Here is a 17,480-nt window from a genome sequence, read left to right on the forward strand (position 1 = left end):
AAGTCATCAGGACTTGAACACCGGCGTGCGACGCGCCTCGAACGCCGCCAGACCTTCACTCACATCGTCATCGAGCAAGGCGGCGCTGGCCAGATCCTCCTCGAGCTGGAGACCGGCCTCCGATGAACCCTCCATGCCCTGACGGGCGAGGCGCTTCATGGTGGCGATGCCGATCCGGCTGCGCGTGGCGAGTCTGGTGCAGTAGGCGAGCGCCGCTTCACCCAGTTGTTCGGGTTCGACCACATAGTTGACCAGCCCCCATTGCCCGGCCGTGTCGGCATCGATCCAGCGCGCCGAAAAAAACAGGTCCAGGCCGCGCCGCAGGCCGACGATGCGCGGCATGCGCTGACTACCACCCCAGCCCGGAATCAGGCCGAACTGGGCATGCTGGTCGCCAAAACGCGCGTCCTTGGCTGCAAAAATGATGTCGCAGGCCAGCATCAGTTCGCTGCCGCCCGCCAGGGTCAGGCCCTGACAGGCCGCCACCACCGGCAGATCGCTGCGCTCCAGGCGCTTGAGCACGCCATGGCCATAAGCGATGAAATGCTTCAGCCTGGCGGGATCGCCGCGCAAGGACTTCACCTCGTCCAGGTCGGCACCGGTGCAGAAATGCTTGCCCTGCGCCCGGATCAGGATGGCGCGCACGCCGGAGCCGGGCTGCTCGAATTCATCAAGAGCAGCCTCGATGCCCTCATGCACGGACATCGACAGGCAATTGAATTTTTCGGGACGGGCCAGCTCGATGATCCCGACCGTGCCGCTGCGGCTGACCACCACGGGGGATGCCTGATTCCCGGTTTGCATTATTTGCTCTCCTTGGCGTATTGCACGGCAGCGCGGCCCACACGCTCGCGGGCGATGATCAGCTTCATGATTTGCGCCGTGCCGTCGCCGATTTCCAGACCCATCACATCACGCATGCGCTGCTGGTGCGGCAGATCCATCGACCAGCCATAGTGGCCAAAGGTCAGGAGGCACTGATGGATGGCGTCAAACGAGGTCTTGGGGGCCATCCACTTGACCATGGCGGCTTCCGCGGTGTGCGGTTGACCCGCGTCGCGCAAGGCCAGACCGTGGTAACAAAGCTGGCGGCAAGCGGAAATCAACGTCTCGAATTCGACAATCGGAAAGCTCACGCCCTGGTACTGCGCCAACGGTGCGCCGAAGGTCTGGCGCTCCTTCACGTATTCCCAGGTTTCGTCGATCGAGGCCTGCGCCGCCGCCAAGCACTGCAGGGCGATCAGGATGCGGCTGAAGTCAAAGCCCTGCATCACCTGCGTGAAGCCCTTGCCTTCCGCCCCCAGCCGGTTCTCGACCGGCACCCGCACGTCGTCGAAGAACACCGAGCCGCGGCCGATGATTTTGCTGCCGACGTCGTTGAAGCGGGTGCGCTGCACGCCTTTCTGGTTCAACTCCACCAGCAAGGCCGTGATACCGCGCGCGCCATCCTCTGGCTTGCCGGTGCGCGCGAACAGCACCATGGCATCGGCCTGGTCGGCAAAGGTGATGGAGGTCTTCTCACCCGAGAGGATGTACTCGTCGCCAACGCGGCGCGCCTTGAGCTGCAGGTTGGCGGCATCCGAGCCGCCCCGCGGCTCGGTCAGACCCAGGGCGACGATGGCCTCGCCCGCCACGATCCGGCTGTTCCAGGTGCGCGCCAGCTCGGGGGACGCATTGGCATGGATGATGGCGCCCATCAGCGAGCTCAGCAACTGCATATAGCTCACGTTGAAGTCGCCATAGGCGATTTCCTCGGTAATGAGGCCCGCCGTGACGCCACTCAGGCCCAGGCCACCATACTCCTCGGACAAATCGACACCGATCAGGCCGAGGGACCCCATTTCCCTGAACAGCGCCCGGTCAATACCCGGCTGCGACTCGCGCTTTTGGTAATCGGGCCTGAGCTTCTCGCGTGCAAAGCGGCGCGCCACGTCACGCAACGCAATTTGATCGTCATCAAAAATCATGGCCATATCTCCTGGTTGACTGCTGCTGAAAACGACTGCCTCCCGCGCCCGACAGCAGCCAGAAACAAAAAAATGAAGAGAACCCCGATTGCAAAACGCGGTGGTTCCTTGTTACTATAGCACCGAACAGGCGTTAGTTAGATATGCAGGAGATTTTTTACATGACCCACAGTCCCGCAGTTCCCTTTTCAAGACTGCTGTCTCCACTGAAGGTCGGTGCGCATGTTCTTCGGAACCGGGCGCTGATGGGCTCCATGCACACGCGACTGGAGTCGCTGGATCGGCCGATAGAGCGCCTGTCCCTGTTCTATGCGGAGCGGGCGCGCGGTGGCGTCGGCCTGATCGTCACCGGCGGCTATGCGCCCTGCCAGGATGGCCTGCTGGATGAAACCGGCCCCCTGCTCGTCACGCCGGAGCAGGCCGATGCGCTCAAACCCATTCCTCAGGCGGTGCATGCCGAGGGCGGCAAGATCATTCTGCAAATCCTGCATACCGGCCGCTACGCCAAGGTCGCACGGCCGGTCGGCGCCTCCGGCATTCCGTCCCCGATCAATCCGCGCGGGCCCCGAGCCTTGAGCACGGCCGAAGTCTGGCAAACGATCGCCGACTTCGTGCGCTGCGCCGAACTCGCCCAGCGCGCCGGCTTTGACGGCGTCGAGATCATGGGCTCGGAAGGCTACCTGCTCAACCAGTTCACCGTCACGCGCACCAACGACCGCAGCGACGAATTCGGCGGCAGCATGGAAAATCGCCACCGCCTGCCGGTGGAGATCGTGCGTCGCGTGCGCGAACAGGTGGGACCGCAGTTTTTGCTGATGTACCGTGTGTCGGCACTGGATCTGGTCGAAGGCGGCGCCCCGGCGGACGAAATCGCCCAACTAGCCCAGGCCGTACAGGGCGCCGGCGCCGACATCCTCAACACCGGCATCGGCTGGCACGAAGCGCGCATACCCACCATTGCCTACGTGGTGCCACGCGCCGCCTGGCGCTTCGCGGCGGCCCGGGTCAAAAAGGCCGTATCGATTCCGGTCATCACCTCCAACCGCATCAACACGCCCGCGCTGGCCGAAGAGATTCTTGCCAGCGGCGATGCCGACATGGTCTCGATGGCGCGCCCCTTCCTGGCCGACGCCGACTTCATCGCCAAGGCGGCGCAGGGTCGCGCCGATGAGATCAACACCTGCATCGCCTGCAACCAGGCCTGTCTCGACTACATCTTCACCGACCGGCCCGCCACCTGCCTGGTCAACCCCCGCGCTGGCCGCGAACTCGAATTCTCGCGGCTGCCGCCACGGGCGGCGCAACGCAAGGTGGCGGTGGTCGGCGCCGGCGCGGCCGGGCTGGCCTGCGCGCTGAGCACCGCCGCTCGCGGACACGCGGTCACCCTGTTCGAGGCCGCGCCAGAGATCGGCGGCCAGTTGAACCTGGCTCGGGCCGTGCCGGGCAAGCAGGAGTTCAATGAACTGTTGCGCTACTTTCAACAGGGTGTGGCACGGCATGGCGTCAGGCTCAAACTTGGCAGCCGGGTTGAGGCCCAAGCGCTCGCCAAGGCCCCGTACGACCGCATCGTGATCGCCACCGGCGTGCGCCCGCGCCTGCCGCAGATCCCGGGTATCGAGCATCCGAAAGTCGTGGCTTATGCCGACCTGCTGTCGGGCCGGGTGCAGGCGGGCCGCCGGGTCGCGGTGATTGGCGCCGGGGGGATCGGTTTCGACGTGGCGGCATTCCTGCTGCACGAAGAACAGGCCGGGGACGCCAGCGCGCCGCAGGCGGTCGACCGGTTTCACGCTGAATGGGGTGTCGATACCTCACCCTCAGCCGCGGGTGGCCTCAAACCGATGCTGCCCGTGACATCGCCACGCGAGGTCACCCTGTTGCAGCGCAAACCGGAAAAACCCGGGCGCAGCCTGGGCATGACCACGGGCTGGGCGCTCAAGGCCGAACTGGCACGACGCGGCCTGCGCATGCTGTCGGGCTGCAGCTATGAGCGCATCGACGACGCCGGACTGCACCTGAGCATCCAGGGGCAGCCGCAAACGCTCGATGTGGACACCATCGTCATTTGCGCCGGCCAGGACAGCGAGAACACGCTGGCCACCGAATTGCGCGCGCTCGGCCTGGCGCCCGAGATCATCGGCGGTGCGGCGGTTGCCGCCGAACTGGACGCCTTGCGTGCCATTGACCAGGGCACACGCCTCGGCCTGGCCATCTGAACTCACCAAAAACACCCCCATGGATTTCGCACCCCACCCAGAACATGAATCGATTCGCGATGCGATCGTCAAAATCTGCGCCCGCTTCGACGACGCTTACTGGCTCGAACGCGACCGGCTGGGCGGTTTTCCGCATGAGCTGCACCGCGCCCTGGCCGAGGGGGGCTGGCTCGGCATTTGCCTGCCGCAGGAATACGGCGGCGGCGGACTGGGCATCACTGAAGCCACCGTGATGATGCAGGCCATTTCACAGTCGGGTGCCGGGCTGTCCGGCGCATCGGCGGTGCACATGAATATTTTCGGCCTGCAGCCGGTGGCCGTGTTCGGCAACGAGGAACAGAAACGCCGCATGCTGCCGCCGCTGATCGCGGGCCGGGAAAAGGCCTGCTTCGCCGTCACCGAGCCTGACACCGGCCTGAACACCACCCGATTGAAAACCCGCGCTGATCGGGTGGGCGACCACTATGTGTTGTCCGGCCAGAAGGTCTGGATTTCAACCGCCCAGGTGGCCGAGAAGATGCTGATCCTCGCACGCACCACTGCGGCCGAAGACTGCAAGAAGCCGAGCTTCGGCCTGAGCCTGTTCTACACCGACCTCGACCGCCGTTTTGTAGAGGTGCGGGAGATCGAGAAGATGGGGCGCAAGGCGGTCGATTCGAACCAGGTCTTCATCGACGGCCTGCGGGTGCCGGTGGAGGACCGCATCGGGGAAGAGGGCCGCGGCTTCGAATACATCCTGCACGGCATGAACCCCGAGCGGGTGCTGATCGCGGGCGAGGCGATCGGCCTGGGCCGCGCGGCGCTGCAGGTGGCCGTCAAGTACGCCGGCGAACGCGTGGTCTTTGATCGGCCGATCGGGCAAAACCAGTCGATCCAGCATCCGCTGGCGCAATCGTGGATGGAACTGGAAGCAGCCGAGATGATGACGATGCGCGCGGCATGGAAATACGACAACAACCTGCCCTGCGGCGCCGACGCCAATGCGGCCAAGTACATGGCAGCCGAGGCCGGCTTCAATGCCTGCCAGCGCGCCATGGCCACACTCGGCGGTTTCGGTTACGCCAAGGAGTACCACGTCGAGCGCTACCTGCGCGAGATGATGATTCCGCGCATCGCGCCGATCAGCCCGCAGCTCATCCTGTGCTTCATCGCCGAGAAGGTGCTGGGCCTGCCCAAATCCTATTGACGCTCACGCTTTGACACTCACTGCGGAACTCGCCGCCGACATTCCTGCGGCATCCAGCGTCACCCTCTTTTCACCCATGACATCCCCCACCCCATCATGACCACCCCTCCCGACAGCGAACGCGCCGACCAACTCAACATGCTGCGCGAGAGTGCGCTCGGTTTCGCCACCAAAGAGTCGCCTCTGCACCGCGCACGCGCCCTGCGCCACCAGGCACCCGGCTACGACCGCCGTTTCTGGAGCGCCCTGGCCGAGCAGGGCTGGACCGGGCTGCTGGTGCCCGAATCACTGGGCGGCTACGAACAGGGCTTCGCCGAGATGGCCGAGGTGGCCGCCGCCCTGGCCGCTCAGGTCGCGCCCGAACCGGTGGTGCCGGTGCTGGTCTTCGCCGGCCGGCTGCTGGCGCATGCGGGCGCCACCGAGCTGGCGACACGCCTGCTGACCGAACTCGCCGAGGGGCGCACCCTGCCTGCCGTGGCCTGGCAGGAGCAGGTCACCGGCGCGCAAGACCCTCTCGACCAGGCGGCCACCCGGCTGGAGCGCGCGGGCGATGGCCTGATGCTGAGCGGCGGCAAACGCCATGTGCGCCCTGGCGCCGGCGCCGACGGCTACATCGTCAGTGCCAGCGGAGCGAACGGTCTGGCCCTGGTCTGGGTGCCGGCCAATGCCTCCGGCCTCACCCTGTCGAGCCAGCCGCTGGCCGACGGCAGCTATGCGGCGCAGCTCGACTTCAACAGCGTTCGCCTGCCTGCCGGGCACCTGCTGGCCGAAGGACCGGCCGCCGTGGCCGCCCTCGCCCGCGCCTATGACGAAACCCTGGTGCTGAGCAGTGTCGAACTGCTGGCCCTGGTGCGCGGCATGCTGACCATGACGCTGGACTACCTGCGCACGCGCGTCCAGTTCGGCAAGCCGATCGGCAGCTTCCAGTCGCTGCAGCACCGCGCCGTCGACCTTCTGATCCAGCAGGAACTGACCGCCAGCGTGGTATCGCAGGCCGTCGCCCTGCTTGACGACCCGCAGGCCGACGCCACGGCACGCTCGGCCATGGCCAGCCGCGTCAAGGCGCGCGCGTCGGACGCCGGGCTGCAAGTGGCACGCGAAGCGGTGCAACTGCACGGCGCCATCGGCGTCACCGACGAATACGAGCTGGGACTGTATCTGCAACGCGCCCTGGTGCTTGCCGCCTGGCTGGGCAACGGCACGCTCCAGCGCCGCCGCTACGCCGACCTCACCCGCAACGCCACCGAGCAGGAACACGCATGAACAAGCCCTCGACCACCACCGGCACCGACTGGAACGCGCTCGACAACAGCAGCTTTCGCGCCACCGTGCGCGAATTCTTTGAAACCCGCTACCCCAAGGACTTGCGCTATCCCAAACGGCGGCTGCGCTGGGCCGAAATCAGGGACTGGTATCTGACGCTCTCCCAAAAGGGCTGGGTCGCCCCGAGCTGGCCCAGCTCCTATGGCGGCATGGGGCTGAGCCCCGAAAAGCTCATCATCTTCATCGAGGAGCAGGAGCGCTGGGGCGTTGGGCGCGCGCCCGACATGGGCATCACCATGGTCGGCCCGCTGCTGATCCACCACGGCAACGACGCGCAACGCGCCGACTATCTGCCCAAGATCCTGGCCGGCGAGCACATCTGGTGCCAGGGTTATTCGGAGCCGAATTCTGGCTCCGACCTGGCCAGCCTGCGCACCGAGGCGGTGGCCGACGGCGAGCACTTCATCGTCAACGGGCAAAAGACCTGGACCACGCTGGCACAGGACGCCACCCACATCTTCCTGCTGGTGCGCACCGACAAGCAGGCCAAGAAGCAGCAAGGCATCAGCTTCCTGCTGGCCGACATGAAGACGCCTGGCATCAGCGTGCGCCCGATCCGCAACATCGCGGGCAGCGAGGACTTCTGCGAGGTCTTCCTGGAAAACGTGCGCGTGCCGCGCGCCAACATCGTCGGCGAGCTGAACAAGGGCTGGACCATCGCCAAGGCGCTGCTCGGCTTCGAGCGCATCTTCCTGGGCAGCCCCAAGCAAAGCCAGTACGCGCTGGCGCGGGTGCAGGAAGCCGCTCAGCGCCTAGGCCTGTTTCAAGACACCGGCTTTGTGGACCGTTACACCAAGCTGGCCCTTGATGTGGCCGACCTGGGCGCGCTCTACGGCCGCTTCATCGAGCAGGTCAAACGCGGTGAAACGCTGGGACCCGATGTCTCGATGCTCAAGCTGTTCGCCACCGAAACCTACTCGCGGCTGGCCGATCTGCTGGTTGACATCGCCGGCTCGAGCGGTGGCATGCCTGGCGACATCGCCCTGCCCGGCGGCAAGACCGACGTGCTGACCACCTTCTACAACGCCAGGCCCGCCACCATCTATGGCGGCAGCAACGAGGTGCAGCGCAACATCCTGGCCGCCAGCGTGCTGCAGCTGCCGTCATGATGACGCACAGCGCCAGCCAGCCCTTCGCCGGCCCCGGCCCGGACGCGCAATTCGCGGCCGCGCTGGCGCAGGGCCGCTTTCAGATCCAGCACTGCGCCGCCTGCGGCCAGCATGTCTTTTATCCGCGCGCGCTGTGCCCGCATTGCGGCTCGGCGCGGCTTGGCTGGGTCAAGGCCAGCGGGGCCGCTCAGGTCTATTCCAGCACCACAGTGCGGCGCAAGGCCGAGGCCGGCGGCGACTTCAACGTCGCGCTGGTGGACCTGGCCGAGGGGCCGCGGCTGATGTCGCGCGTCGATGGCGTGCCACCCGAGCAGGTGCGCATCGGCATGGCCGTGCAGGCGCGCGTGATCGATGATCCGGCCCAAGGCAAACTGCTGGTCTTCGTGGCGGCGGCGCGGGGCGAAGCTTAACCAATGAGCGCCATTTCACCCCTGCGCGGCTGCGCCGCCATCGTCGGCGCCAGCCTGGGCGGCGTGCCCATGGCGCCCGGCCGCAGCGCGCTCGAAATCCTGGGCGAGGCGGTACACGGCGCGCTGGCCGACGCCGGCTTGAAACTATCCGATGTCGATGGCCTGTTCACAGGCTCGTCCTACCACTTCCTGGCCGGCCTGTCGGTGGCGGAATATCTCGGCGCCAAGCCCAAATTCTGCGAAGCCACCATGGTCGGCGGCTCGTCTTACGTCAGCCACCTGCTCACCGCCGCGATGGCCTTGCACACCGGCCAGTGCGAGGTGGCGCTGATCTGCTATGGCAGCAACCAGGGCTCGGGTTTCGGCAAGCTCAAGTCGATGGCCGAGACGCCTTTGTACGAGGCGCCCTACGCGCCACGCTACCCGATCTCCAGCTACGCCCTGGCCGCCGCGCGCCACATGCACCAGTACGGCACCACACGCGAAGACCTGGCCCACATCGCGGTCGCGGCGCGACGATGGGCGCAACTCAATCCGCTGGCCCATGCGCGCGATCCGCTCAGCATCGAACAGGTGCTGGCCGCGCGCATGGTCAGCGATCCGCTGTCGGTGCTCGATTGCTGCCTGGTCACCGACGGTGGCGGCGCCCTGGTGCTTGTAAAGAGCGAGCGGGCGCGCGACTTTCCCAAGCCGCCGGTCTATGTGCTGGGTGCGGCCGCGGCCACCTGGCACCGCCAGATCGCCTCCATGCCCGACCTGACCGTCACCGCCGCCGCCGAGTCGGGGCCGCGCGCCTTCGCCCTGGCCGGCCTGTCGCCCAAGGATGTGGACGTGCTGGAGCTGTACGACGCGTTCACCATCAACACGCTGCTGTTCCTCGAAGACCTGGGCTTTTGCGCCGAGGGCGAAGGCGGCGCTTTTGTGCGCGACGGACGCATCGCGCCGGGCGGCGTGTTGCCGGTCAACACCAATGGCGGCGGTCTGTCGTGCTGCCACCCTGGCATGTACGGCATGTTCCTGCTGATCGAGGCGGTGCAGCAATTGCGCGGCGAGGCCGGAGCGCGGCAGGTGCGCGGCGCCGAGGTGGCGCTGTGCCATGGCAACGGGGGCGTTCTTTCTAGCCAGGTGACGGCCCTGCTGGGCACGGCCGCCACCGTCTGATTTCTTTACATCTACAACCAGGAGTCATTTCATGAACAAAGGCATCATGCTGCAAGACAAGGTGGCGGTCGTCACCGGCGCGGGGCGGGGCATCGGCCGCGACATCGCGCTGCTGATGGCGGCGCAAGGCGCCAGGGTGGTGGTCAACGACATCGGCGCCTCGGTCGGTGGCGTGGGCAATGACGCCAGCCCGGGCCAGCAGGTGGTCGACGAGATCAAGGCCGCCGGCGGCCAGGCGGTTCTCAGCACCGACAGCGTCTCGGATTGGGCTGCGGCCAACCGCATCATCGAGTGCGCGGCCGACACCTTCGGCCGCATCGATGTCGTCGTCAATAACGCCGGCATCCTGCGCGACCGGCTGTTCTTCAACATGTCGATCGAGGAATGGCACGCCGTGATCGACGTGCACCTGCACGGCAGCTTCTACGTCTCGCGCGCCGCGGCGCCGCACTTCAAGACCCAGCAGTCCGGCGCCTATGTGCACATGACCTCGACCTCCGGTCTGCTGGGCAACCTCGGCCAGGCCAACTACGCCGCCGCCAAACTCGGTGTCGCGGCGCTGTCGCGCTCGATCGCCTTCGACATGCAGCGCTACAACGTGCGCTCCAACTGCATCTCGCCCTTCGCCTGGAGCCGCATGATCGGCTCCATGCCGACCGAGACGCCCGAGCAGCAGGCACGGGTCGAGAAGCTGAAGAAAATGGATACGGCGAAGATCGCGCCGATGGTGGCCTTCCTGGCCAGCGACGCCGCGCACGAGGTCACCGGCCAGATCTTCGCCGTTCGCGGCAACGAAATCTTCCTGATGAGCCAGCCCCGCCCGGCGCGCGGCATGCACACCGCCGAGGGCTGGACGCCCGAGACCATCGCCGAGCGCGTGCTGCCGGCGATGAAGCCCAGCTTCACGCCGCTGGAGAACTCGTCCGTCGTGTTCTCGTGGGACCCGGTCTGAGCGAGCCAACACCATGGCGATCAACTACGACAAACTCATGGCGTGGCCCTTCGAGGACGTGCGCCACCGCTACACCCAGCGCGACACCATGCTCTACGCCTTGGGCATAGGCCTGGGCGCCGATCCGACCGACGAAGCCCAATTGCGCTTCGTCTACGAGAAGTACCTGGTCGCGCTGCCGACCCTGCCGGTGGTGCTGGGCTATCCCGGCATGTGGCTCAAGGACCCCGCCACCGGCATCGACTGGGTGCGCCTGGTGCATGGCGAACAGGGCCTGCGCCTGCACCGGCCCGTGCCCCCCGAAGGCGAGGTGATCGGGCGCACGCGCGTCACGGGCATCGTCGACAAGGGCCCCGGCAAAGGCGCGCTGATCTACACCGAGCGCACGGTACTTGACGCCGCCAGCGGCGAACCGCTGGCAACACTGACATCAACCACCTTCTGCCGCGCCGATGGCGGTTTCGGCGGCCCGGCCGGACCGGTGAAAGCGGCGCACGAACTGCCGGAACGCGCAAGCGACCATGGCGTCGATTTCGCCACCCAGCCGCGCGCCGCACTGGTTTATCGCCTCTCGGGCGACTACAACCCCCTGCATGCCGAACCCGCAGTGGCGCGCGCGGCCGGCTTCGAGCGGCCCATTTTGCACGGTCTGGCCACCTACGGCATCGCTGGCTGGGCCATCACCCAAAGCGTGTGCGGTGGTGACCCGGCCGCCGTGCAATCGATCGACGTGCGTTTTTCATCGCCGGTTTATCCCGGTGAGACGATCCGCACCGAGATCTGGATCGAAGGCAAGGTCGTGTCGTTTCGCGCCCGGGCCGTCGAACGCGACATCGTCGTGCTCAACAACGGGCGCGCCGAGTTGCGCTGAGCGCCCATTGCCTTTCTTTTTATTTTTTTCTTCTTCAAGGACCCCAGATGAACTACGCTGACTTCCAATTTCTGAAATTCGACCACAAGCCCAACGGCGTGCTGCTGATCACCATCAACCGCCCCGAGGTCATGAACGCCACCAATGGCCGCCTGCACTGGGAGCTGACCAAGATCTGGGGCGTCGTCAACGACGACCCCAAGACCAAGGTGGCGGTGATCACCGGCGCGGGCGACCAGGCCTTCTCGGCCGGCGGCGACCTGGAGTGGGTGGCCAACATGGTCGGCAACCCGAAAGAGATCGCCAACACCATGACCGAGGCCTCGGACGTGGTCTACAACATGATGGCCTGCGACAAGCCCATCATCTCGGCCATCAACGGCGTGGCCGTCGGCGCCGGCCTGGCGGTGGCCTTCCTGGCCGACATCAGCATCATGGCCGAGGAGGCCAAGATCACCGACGGCCACGTCAAGATCGGTGTCGCCGCCGGCGACCACGCCGCGATCCTGTGGCCGCTGCTGTGCGGCATGGCCAAGGCCAAGTACTACCTGATGACGGCCGAGTTCGTCGGCGGCAAGGAAGCCGAGCGCATCGGCCTGGTGAGCCTGTGCGTGCCGCGCGCCGAACTGATGGACAAGGCCATGGCCGTGGCCAACAAGCTGGCCGCGGGCAGCCAGCAGGCGATCCGCCTGACCAAGCGCTCGCTGAACGGCTGGATGAACGTCGCGCGCCCGATCTTCGAGAGCTCGCTGGCGATGGAGATGCTGTGCTTCCTGGGCGAGGACGCCAAGGAAGGCGTGGCCTCGGTGCGCGAGAAGCGCGCGCCCAAGTTCCCCTCCGCCAACAGCTGAGCACGAACCCTATCCAGATCATCAACCTCGCACCCGCACGGGTGGGGCGAGGTTGCAACCAGCGCGCCTGAACTCATCCGCGGCGCATGGCGCTTGCCGCGATCAACACATCGAGAGGAATGAATATGGACTTCACACTGACCCAGGAACAGCGAATGATTTACGAGTACGGCGACCGTATCTCGAAGCAGTTCGACCACAACTACTGGCGCGGCTACGCCGAAAAGAATGAGAGGCCGACCGAGCTGTACCAGCAGATCACCAGCGACGGCTTTCTCGGCATCATGGTGCCCGAGGCTTATGGCGGCGCCGGCCAGGGCATGACCGAGATGCTGCTGTTCATGGAAGGGCTGGCGAACAACGGCATCCCGCTGCTCAACCTGGTGGTCGGCCCGACCATGACCATGGGTTTGCTGGCCAAGCACGCCAGCGAGGACATGAAGCGCCGGTTTCTGCCTGGCGGCTGTACCGGCGAAATCAAGTTCTGCTTCGCCATCACCGAGCCCAACGCCGGCTCCAACTCGATCGAAATCACCAGCATCGCCAAGTCCGACGGCAAGGGCGGCTTCAAGCTCAACGGCCAGAAGGTCTTCATCACCGATGCGAACTGCGCCGACTACGTGATGGTCGTCACCCGCACCACGGCGCGCGCCGAGGTGAAGAAAAAGACCGACGGCTTCACCATCTTCATGGTCGACATGAAGAAAAAAGGCATCAGCAAAACGCTGATTCCGGTCGCTTTCCCGGTGCCGGAGACGCAGTGGCAACTGTTCTTCGACAACGTTGAACTGACCGAGGCCGATGTGCTGGGCGAAGTCGGCAAGGGCTTCAACATCCTGTTCGACACGCTGAACCCGGAACGCATCATCCTGTCGGGCCTGTGTACCGGCGTCGGACGTTTCGCCTTGAAAAAGGCCGTGGCCTATGCCAACGACCGCAAGGTCTTCAACAACACCCCCATCGGCGCTCACCAGGGCGTGCAGCACCCGCTGGCGATCGCCCGCAGCGAGATCGAAATGGCCTCGCTGATGGCGCTCAAGGCGGCCTGGGCCTTCGACCAGAACCTGCCCGCCGGTGAATACGCCAACATCGCCAAGTACGCCGGTGCCGAAGCAGGCATCCACGCCGTGGACGCCGCCATTCAGACCCACGGTGGCAACGGTTTCACCAAGGAGTACGGCATCTACGACCTGTACGGCCTGGTGCGCCTGCTGCGCACGGCGCCGCTGAACCGCGAGATGGTGCTGAACTACATCGGCGAGCACGTGATGGGCCTGCCGCGCTCGTACTGATCCGCATCCATATCCATAAACATGAGCACGAGTTCTCCCCTCCCCGTCTTCGGCGCGCTGGCCGGCCTGAAGGTCATCGACCTGTCACGCGTGCTCGGCGGGCCGTACTGCGGCCAGATCCTCGCAGACCACGGGGCAAGCGTCATCAAGGTGGAGCCGCCCGCCGGCGACGAGACCCGCGCCTGGGGCCCCCCTTTCGCCGACGATGGCACGGCCGCCTACTACCTCGGTCTGAACCGGAACAAGCGCGACATCGTGATCGACCTGTCGCGCGCCGAGGGACGCGAGATCGTTCTGAAAATGCTCGCGGACGCGGACGTGCTGATCGAGAATTTCAAGATCGGAACCCTCGAGCGCTGGGGCATCGGCTATGAGCAGGCGCTGCGCGAGCGCTTCCCGCGCCTGATTCACTGCCGCGTCAGCGGTTTCGGCGCCGATGGGCCGCTGGGTGGCGCCCCGGGCTACGACGCCGTGGCCCAGGCCCTGGGCGGCCTGATGAGCGTCAACGGCTCCCCGGATAGCGGCCCGATGCGGGTCGGGGTGCCGGTGGTGGACCTCACCACCGGTCTGTCCGCCGTCATCGGCGTGCTGCTGGCGGTGGTCGAGCGCCAGCGCTCCGGGCGTGGGCAATTCGTCGAAGCCACGCTGTACGACACGGCCGTGTCGCTGCTGCACCCGCAAAGTGCAAACTGGTTGCTGTCGGGCAAGGCGCCGCAGCTCAGCGGCAACGCGCACTCCAACATCGTGCCCTACGACAAATTCCGGACCCGCACCTGCGAGGTGTTCCTGGGCATCGGCAACAACGGCCAGTGGAAAAAGCTGTGCGACTTCCTCGGACGCCCGGAGATGGCCAGCGAGCCGCGTTTCGCCACCAACGCCGACCGCTTTGGCAACCGCGACGCGCTGCGCGCCCTGCTGGAGGAGCACCTGCTCCAGGTCGATGGCGAGTTGCTGTGCCATCAATTGCTGGCAGCCGGCGTTCCGGCCGGCGCGGTGCGCGCCATCCCCCAGGTATTGGCCGACCCGCACACCCTGCACCGGGACATGGTGGTGCAAGTCGAGGGGGTGCGGGGCATTGGCATTCCGGTCAAACTGTCTCGCACCCCGGGGCGGACCCACAGCGCACCGCCACACTTCGGCCAGCACACGCGTGAGCTGCTCGCCGAGCATGGCTACGGCGACGCCACCATCGAAGCCCTGATCGCGAGGGGAACAGTGTCGCAACACGTTCCCGCTTGAGTCAATCCTGCCGATACAAGGGTAAGCCCTATATATCTAACTAATGTTAGGTTTTACATTTGAAAAGCTTTTATACAACACAGAAAGTCAACGATCTGCCCACAGGCAGACGGTCACCCGTGAAATGTCATAGGCACCTACAGTGATCAACACCAACAGTACCAGTACCACGGCGAAAGAGCATGGGCCGTCGCCAGCCAACCAACGGGCATGGGTACCCGTGCTCGAATGCCGCGACGTGGAGCGGCGCTTCGGTGGCCTGGTGGCCGTGACCGGCGTCGACATGCACATCCGGCGCGGCGAGATCTTCGGCCTCGTGGGACCAAACGGCAGCGGCAAGACCACCATGACCAACGCCATCACCGGCTTCTTCCCGCCGCAAAAAGGGCAGATCCTGCTCAATGGCGAGGACATCACCGGCCTGGCGCCGCACAAGGTGGCGCGCAGGGGCGTGGCCCGCACCTTCCAGAACCTGGCCCTGTTCAACGGCATGACGGTGCTGGACAACATCCTGCTGGGGCGTCATGTGCACATGAAGCCCAGCGTGCTGCGCACCGCCCTCTATCCCTGGCTGAGCCGGCCCGAGGAGATCGCCCACCGCGAGGTGGTGGAGGAAGTGATCGACTTCATGCAACTGGAGAACGTGCGCGACGAGCCGGTGGACGCCATCCCGCTGGGTCTGAAAAAGCGGGTGGAACTGGCGCGCGCGCTGGTGGCCGAGCCCAGCTTCCTGGTGCTGGACGAACCCATGGCCGGCATGAACCAGGAAGAAAAAGAGTACATGGCCCGCTTCATCCTCGATGCGCGCGAAGAGCGCGGCGTGACCGTGATGCTGATCGAGCACCATATGGACATCATCACCGGCATCTGCGACCGCATGATGGTGCTGAGCTATGGCGAGGTGATCGACACCGGGATTCCGAAAGACGTGATTGCCGATCCGCGTGTGATCAAGGCCTATCTGGGAGGTGCCCATGCCGTTCAGTGAGCGCCCTTCCAGCACCTGGGACCTGAACCCGGATACCACCCTGCCGCGGCTGCTGGCTGCCAACGCACGCGTGTTGCCGCAGGCGGTTGCCTTTCGCGAAAAGGACCGCGGCATCTGGCAGGAGACCACCTGGCAGACCGCCTTTGACAAGGCCCTGCGCTGCGCCGCAGGCCTGCAGGCCCAGGGACTGCAAAAGGGCCATGCAGTGCTGATCCTCGGTGACAACCGGCCCCACCTGTACCTGGGCATGCTGGCGGTGGGAATGCTGGGCGGCTTTGCCACGCCGGTGTACCCCGATGCGACGCCCGAGGAAATCATGCATGTGGTCAACAGCGTGCATGTGCAGTTTGTACTGGCCGAAGACCAGGAGCAGGTGGACAAGGCACTGGATCTGCGTGAGCGTGGTGCGTCGCTGCAGCACATCGTCTACGACAACCCGCGCGGACTGTCGCGCTACACGGCGCCCGGCCTGGTGTCGCTGCAGCAGCTGATGGCCGATGGCCACAAGCGTTTGCAATCGCAGGCCGGACTGGCCCAGCAACTGACCGAGCTGGCCACTCCGGCCGATCCGGCGGTGCTGATCCACTCTTCGGGCACCACCGGCAAGCCCAAGGGCGTTGTGCTGTCGCACCGCAACGTGCTCAGCGGCGTGGCCAATGCGTTCAGGGGGCAGTCCTTCGAGTTTGGTGAAGACATCCTGGCCTATCTGCCCATGGCCTGGGTGGGCGACTTTGCCATCACCATGGGCGCGGGGGTGGCGCTGCACTTCTCCATCCACATCCCCGAACGGCCCGAGACGGTGCTGCACAACTTGCGAGAGATCGCGCCCACCTTCTACCTGGCCGCGCCCCGCAGCTGGGACAACATGCTGACCCAGGTGCAGGTGCGCATGGAGGACACGACGTGGCTGAAAAAGAAGCTCTACGACTTCTTCATGGCCCATGCCATCTCGTCGGAGAAACGCAAACTGGCAGGCGAAACTCCGACCACACTGCAACGCTTGCTGCGCCCACTGGGCGAGTGGCTGGTGACCGGCCCCATCAAGGATCAGCTCGGCATGAGCCGCCTGCGCAACGCCTTCACCGGCGGCGAGGCGATTGGCGAGGACACCTTCGTTTTCTACCGTGCGCTGGGCGTGCGCCTGCGCCAGCTCTACGGCCAGACCGAGAGCAGCGCCTTCAACGCCATGCAGGCCCCCAACGAGGTGCGTCTGCACACCGTGGGCCGCCCCCTGCCCGGCGTGGAAGTGAAGATCAGCGACAGCGGCGAGATCCTGATCCGCTCGGGCAGCGTGTTCGCCGGTTACCACCAGAACGAGAAGGCCAGCGCCGAGACCCTGGGCGAGGGCTGGCTGCACACCGGCGACGCCGGCTACCTGGAGCCCGACGGCCAGTTGGTGGTGCTGGGCCGGCTGTCCGAGGTGGTCTATACCGCCAAGAACGAGCGCTACATCCCCAACTACATCGAGAACCGACTCAAATTCAGTCCCTTCGTGAAAGATGTAGCGGTATTGGGCAAAGGACGCGACACGCTGGCGGCCATCGTCTGCATCGACAAGGAGCCAGTGGGCCACTGGGCTGAGGTGCGGGGCATCTCCTACATCTCCTATGCCGACCTGTCGCAAAAACCCGAGGTCATCGAGTTGCTCGCCCAAGCCGTGCGCCACGTCAACGAAACACTGCCCGAGGGTCTCAAGCTGCGCCACTTCGTGAGCCTGCACAAGGAATTCGATGCCGACGACGGCGAGATCACCCGCACCCGCAAGCTGCGCCGCAACGTGGTGGAGGAACGCTACGCACCCATCATCGAAGCCATCTACGGTGGCCAGAAGCAGGTGACGATGCGCGCGCAAATCACCTACGAGACAGGCGAGATCGGCGTGACCGAACGACTGCTGACCGTGAAGGAAGTCTGAACC

The 17,480-nt window shown here is 65.6% G+C and carries 15 protein-coding genes; 13 read left to right on the forward strand and 2 right to left on the reverse strand.

Annotated features, from left to right (window positions below; genetic code table 11):
- Positions 1–6 precede the first annotated feature (6 nt).
- On the reverse strand, positions 7–777 hold the full coding sequence (locus HPF_RS12960) for an enoyl-CoA hydratase/isomerase family protein (protein ID WP_243721577.1): 771 nt from the start codon (positions 775–777) through the stop codon (positions 7–9).
- A gap of 26 nt (positions 778–803) precedes the next feature.
- On the reverse strand, positions 804–1,967 hold the full coding sequence (locus tag HPF_RS12965) for an acyl-CoA dehydrogenase family protein (RefSeq protein ID WP_133156829.1): 1,164 nt from the start codon (positions 1,965–1,967) through the stop codon (positions 804–806).
- A gap of 161 nt (positions 1,968–2,128) precedes the next feature.
- Between HPF_RS12965 and HPF_RS12970 the strand changes: the two genes are divergently transcribed.
- The 13 genes from HPF_RS12970 (at position 2,129) to HPF_RS13030 (ending at position 17,477) form a co-directional block, all read left to right on the forward strand.
- On the forward strand, positions 2,129–4,180 hold the full coding sequence (locus HPF_RS12970; protein WP_133156830.1) for an NADPH-dependent 2,4-dienoyl-CoA reductase: 2,052 nt from the start codon (positions 2,129–2,131) through the stop codon (positions 4,178–4,180).
- A gap of 19 nt (positions 4,181–4,199) precedes the next feature.
- Positions 4,200–5,366: an acyl-CoA dehydrogenase family protein gene (locus tag HPF_RS12975; RefSeq protein WP_060986547.1), complete on the forward strand. Its 1,167-nt coding sequence runs from the start codon at positions 4,200–4,202 to the stop codon at positions 5,364–5,366.
- Positions 5,367–5,462: 96 nt separating this feature from the next.
- On the forward strand, positions 5,463–6,629 hold the full coding sequence (locus HPF_RS12980) for an acyl-CoA dehydrogenase family protein (protein WP_133156831.1): 1,167 nt from the start codon (positions 5,463–5,465) through the stop codon (positions 6,627–6,629).
- Positions 6,626–7,798: an acyl-CoA dehydrogenase family protein gene (locus tag HPF_RS12985; RefSeq protein ID WP_133156832.1), complete on the forward strand. Its 1,173-nt coding sequence runs from the start codon at positions 6,626–6,628 to the stop codon at positions 7,796–7,798. Before HPF_RS12980 ends, HPF_RS12985 begins: the two co-directional genes overlap by 4 nt.
- Positions 7,798–8,208 (forward strand): Zn-ribbon domain-containing OB-fold protein, encoded by a 411-nt coding sequence (locus HPF_RS12990; protein ID WP_424955198.1) that lies wholly within the window; start codon positions 7,798–7,800, stop codon positions 8,206–8,208. Before HPF_RS12985 ends, HPF_RS12990 begins: the two co-directional genes overlap by 1 nt.
- A 3-nt stretch (positions 8,209–8,211) precedes the next feature.
- The gene (locus HPF_RS12995) at positions 8,212–9,369 is read left to right on the forward strand and encodes a thiolase (protein WP_133156834.1); all 1,158 of its coding nucleotides are present in this window, start codon (positions 8,212–8,214) and stop codon (positions 9,367–9,369) included.
- Positions 9,370–9,415: 46 nt separating this feature from the next.
- Positions 9,416–10,321, forward strand: a complete 906-nt coding sequence (locus tag HPF_RS13000; protein WP_133158110.1) for an SDR family oxidoreductase — start codon at positions 9,416–9,418, stop codon at positions 10,319–10,321.
- Positions 10,322–10,334: 13 nt separating this feature from the next.
- Positions 10,335–11,192 carry a MaoC/PaaZ C-terminal domain-containing protein gene (locus HPF_RS13005; RefSeq protein WP_133156835.1) on the forward strand — a complete coding sequence of 286 codons (858 nt, stop codon included), beginning with the start codon at positions 10,335–10,337 and terminating at the stop codon, positions 11,190–11,192.
- A gap of 47 nt (positions 11,193–11,239) precedes the next feature.
- Positions 11,240–12,043, forward strand: a complete 804-nt coding sequence (locus HPF_RS13010) for an enoyl-CoA hydratase/isomerase family protein (protein WP_066697059.1) — start codon at positions 11,240–11,242, stop codon at positions 12,041–12,043.
- 125 nt (positions 12,044–12,168) lie between these two features.
- A complete protein-coding gene (locus HPF_RS13015; protein WP_060986553.1) occupies positions 12,169–13,335 on the forward strand; it encodes an acyl-CoA dehydrogenase family protein in 1,167 nt (388 codons plus the stop codon).
- A 21-nt stretch (positions 13,336–13,356) separates the two neighbouring features.
- Complete coding sequence (locus HPF_RS13020) at positions 13,357–14,574, forward strand: CaiB/BaiF CoA transferase family protein (protein ID WP_133156836.1); 1,218 nt, start codon at positions 13,357–13,359, stop codon at positions 14,572–14,574.
- A 220-nt stretch (positions 14,575–14,794) separates the two neighbouring features.
- Complete coding sequence (locus HPF_RS13025; RefSeq protein ID WP_243721578.1) at positions 14,795–15,562, forward strand: ABC transporter ATP-binding protein; 768 nt, start codon at positions 14,795–14,797, stop codon at positions 15,560–15,562.
- Positions 15,549–17,477, forward strand: a complete 1,929-nt coding sequence (locus HPF_RS13030) for an AMP-dependent synthetase/ligase (RefSeq protein ID WP_133156838.1) — start codon at positions 15,549–15,551, stop codon at positions 17,475–17,477. The genes HPF_RS13025 and HPF_RS13030 overlap by 14 nt, the downstream gene beginning before the upstream one ends.
- Positions 17,478–17,480 lie beyond the last annotated feature (3 nt).

Origin of the sequence: Hydrogenophaga pseudoflava, assembly GCF_004353865.1 — a bacterium.
Taxonomy (GTDB): domain Bacteria; phylum Pseudomonadota; class Gammaproteobacteria; order Burkholderiales; family Burkholderiaceae_C; genus Hydrogenophaga; species Hydrogenophaga pseudoflava.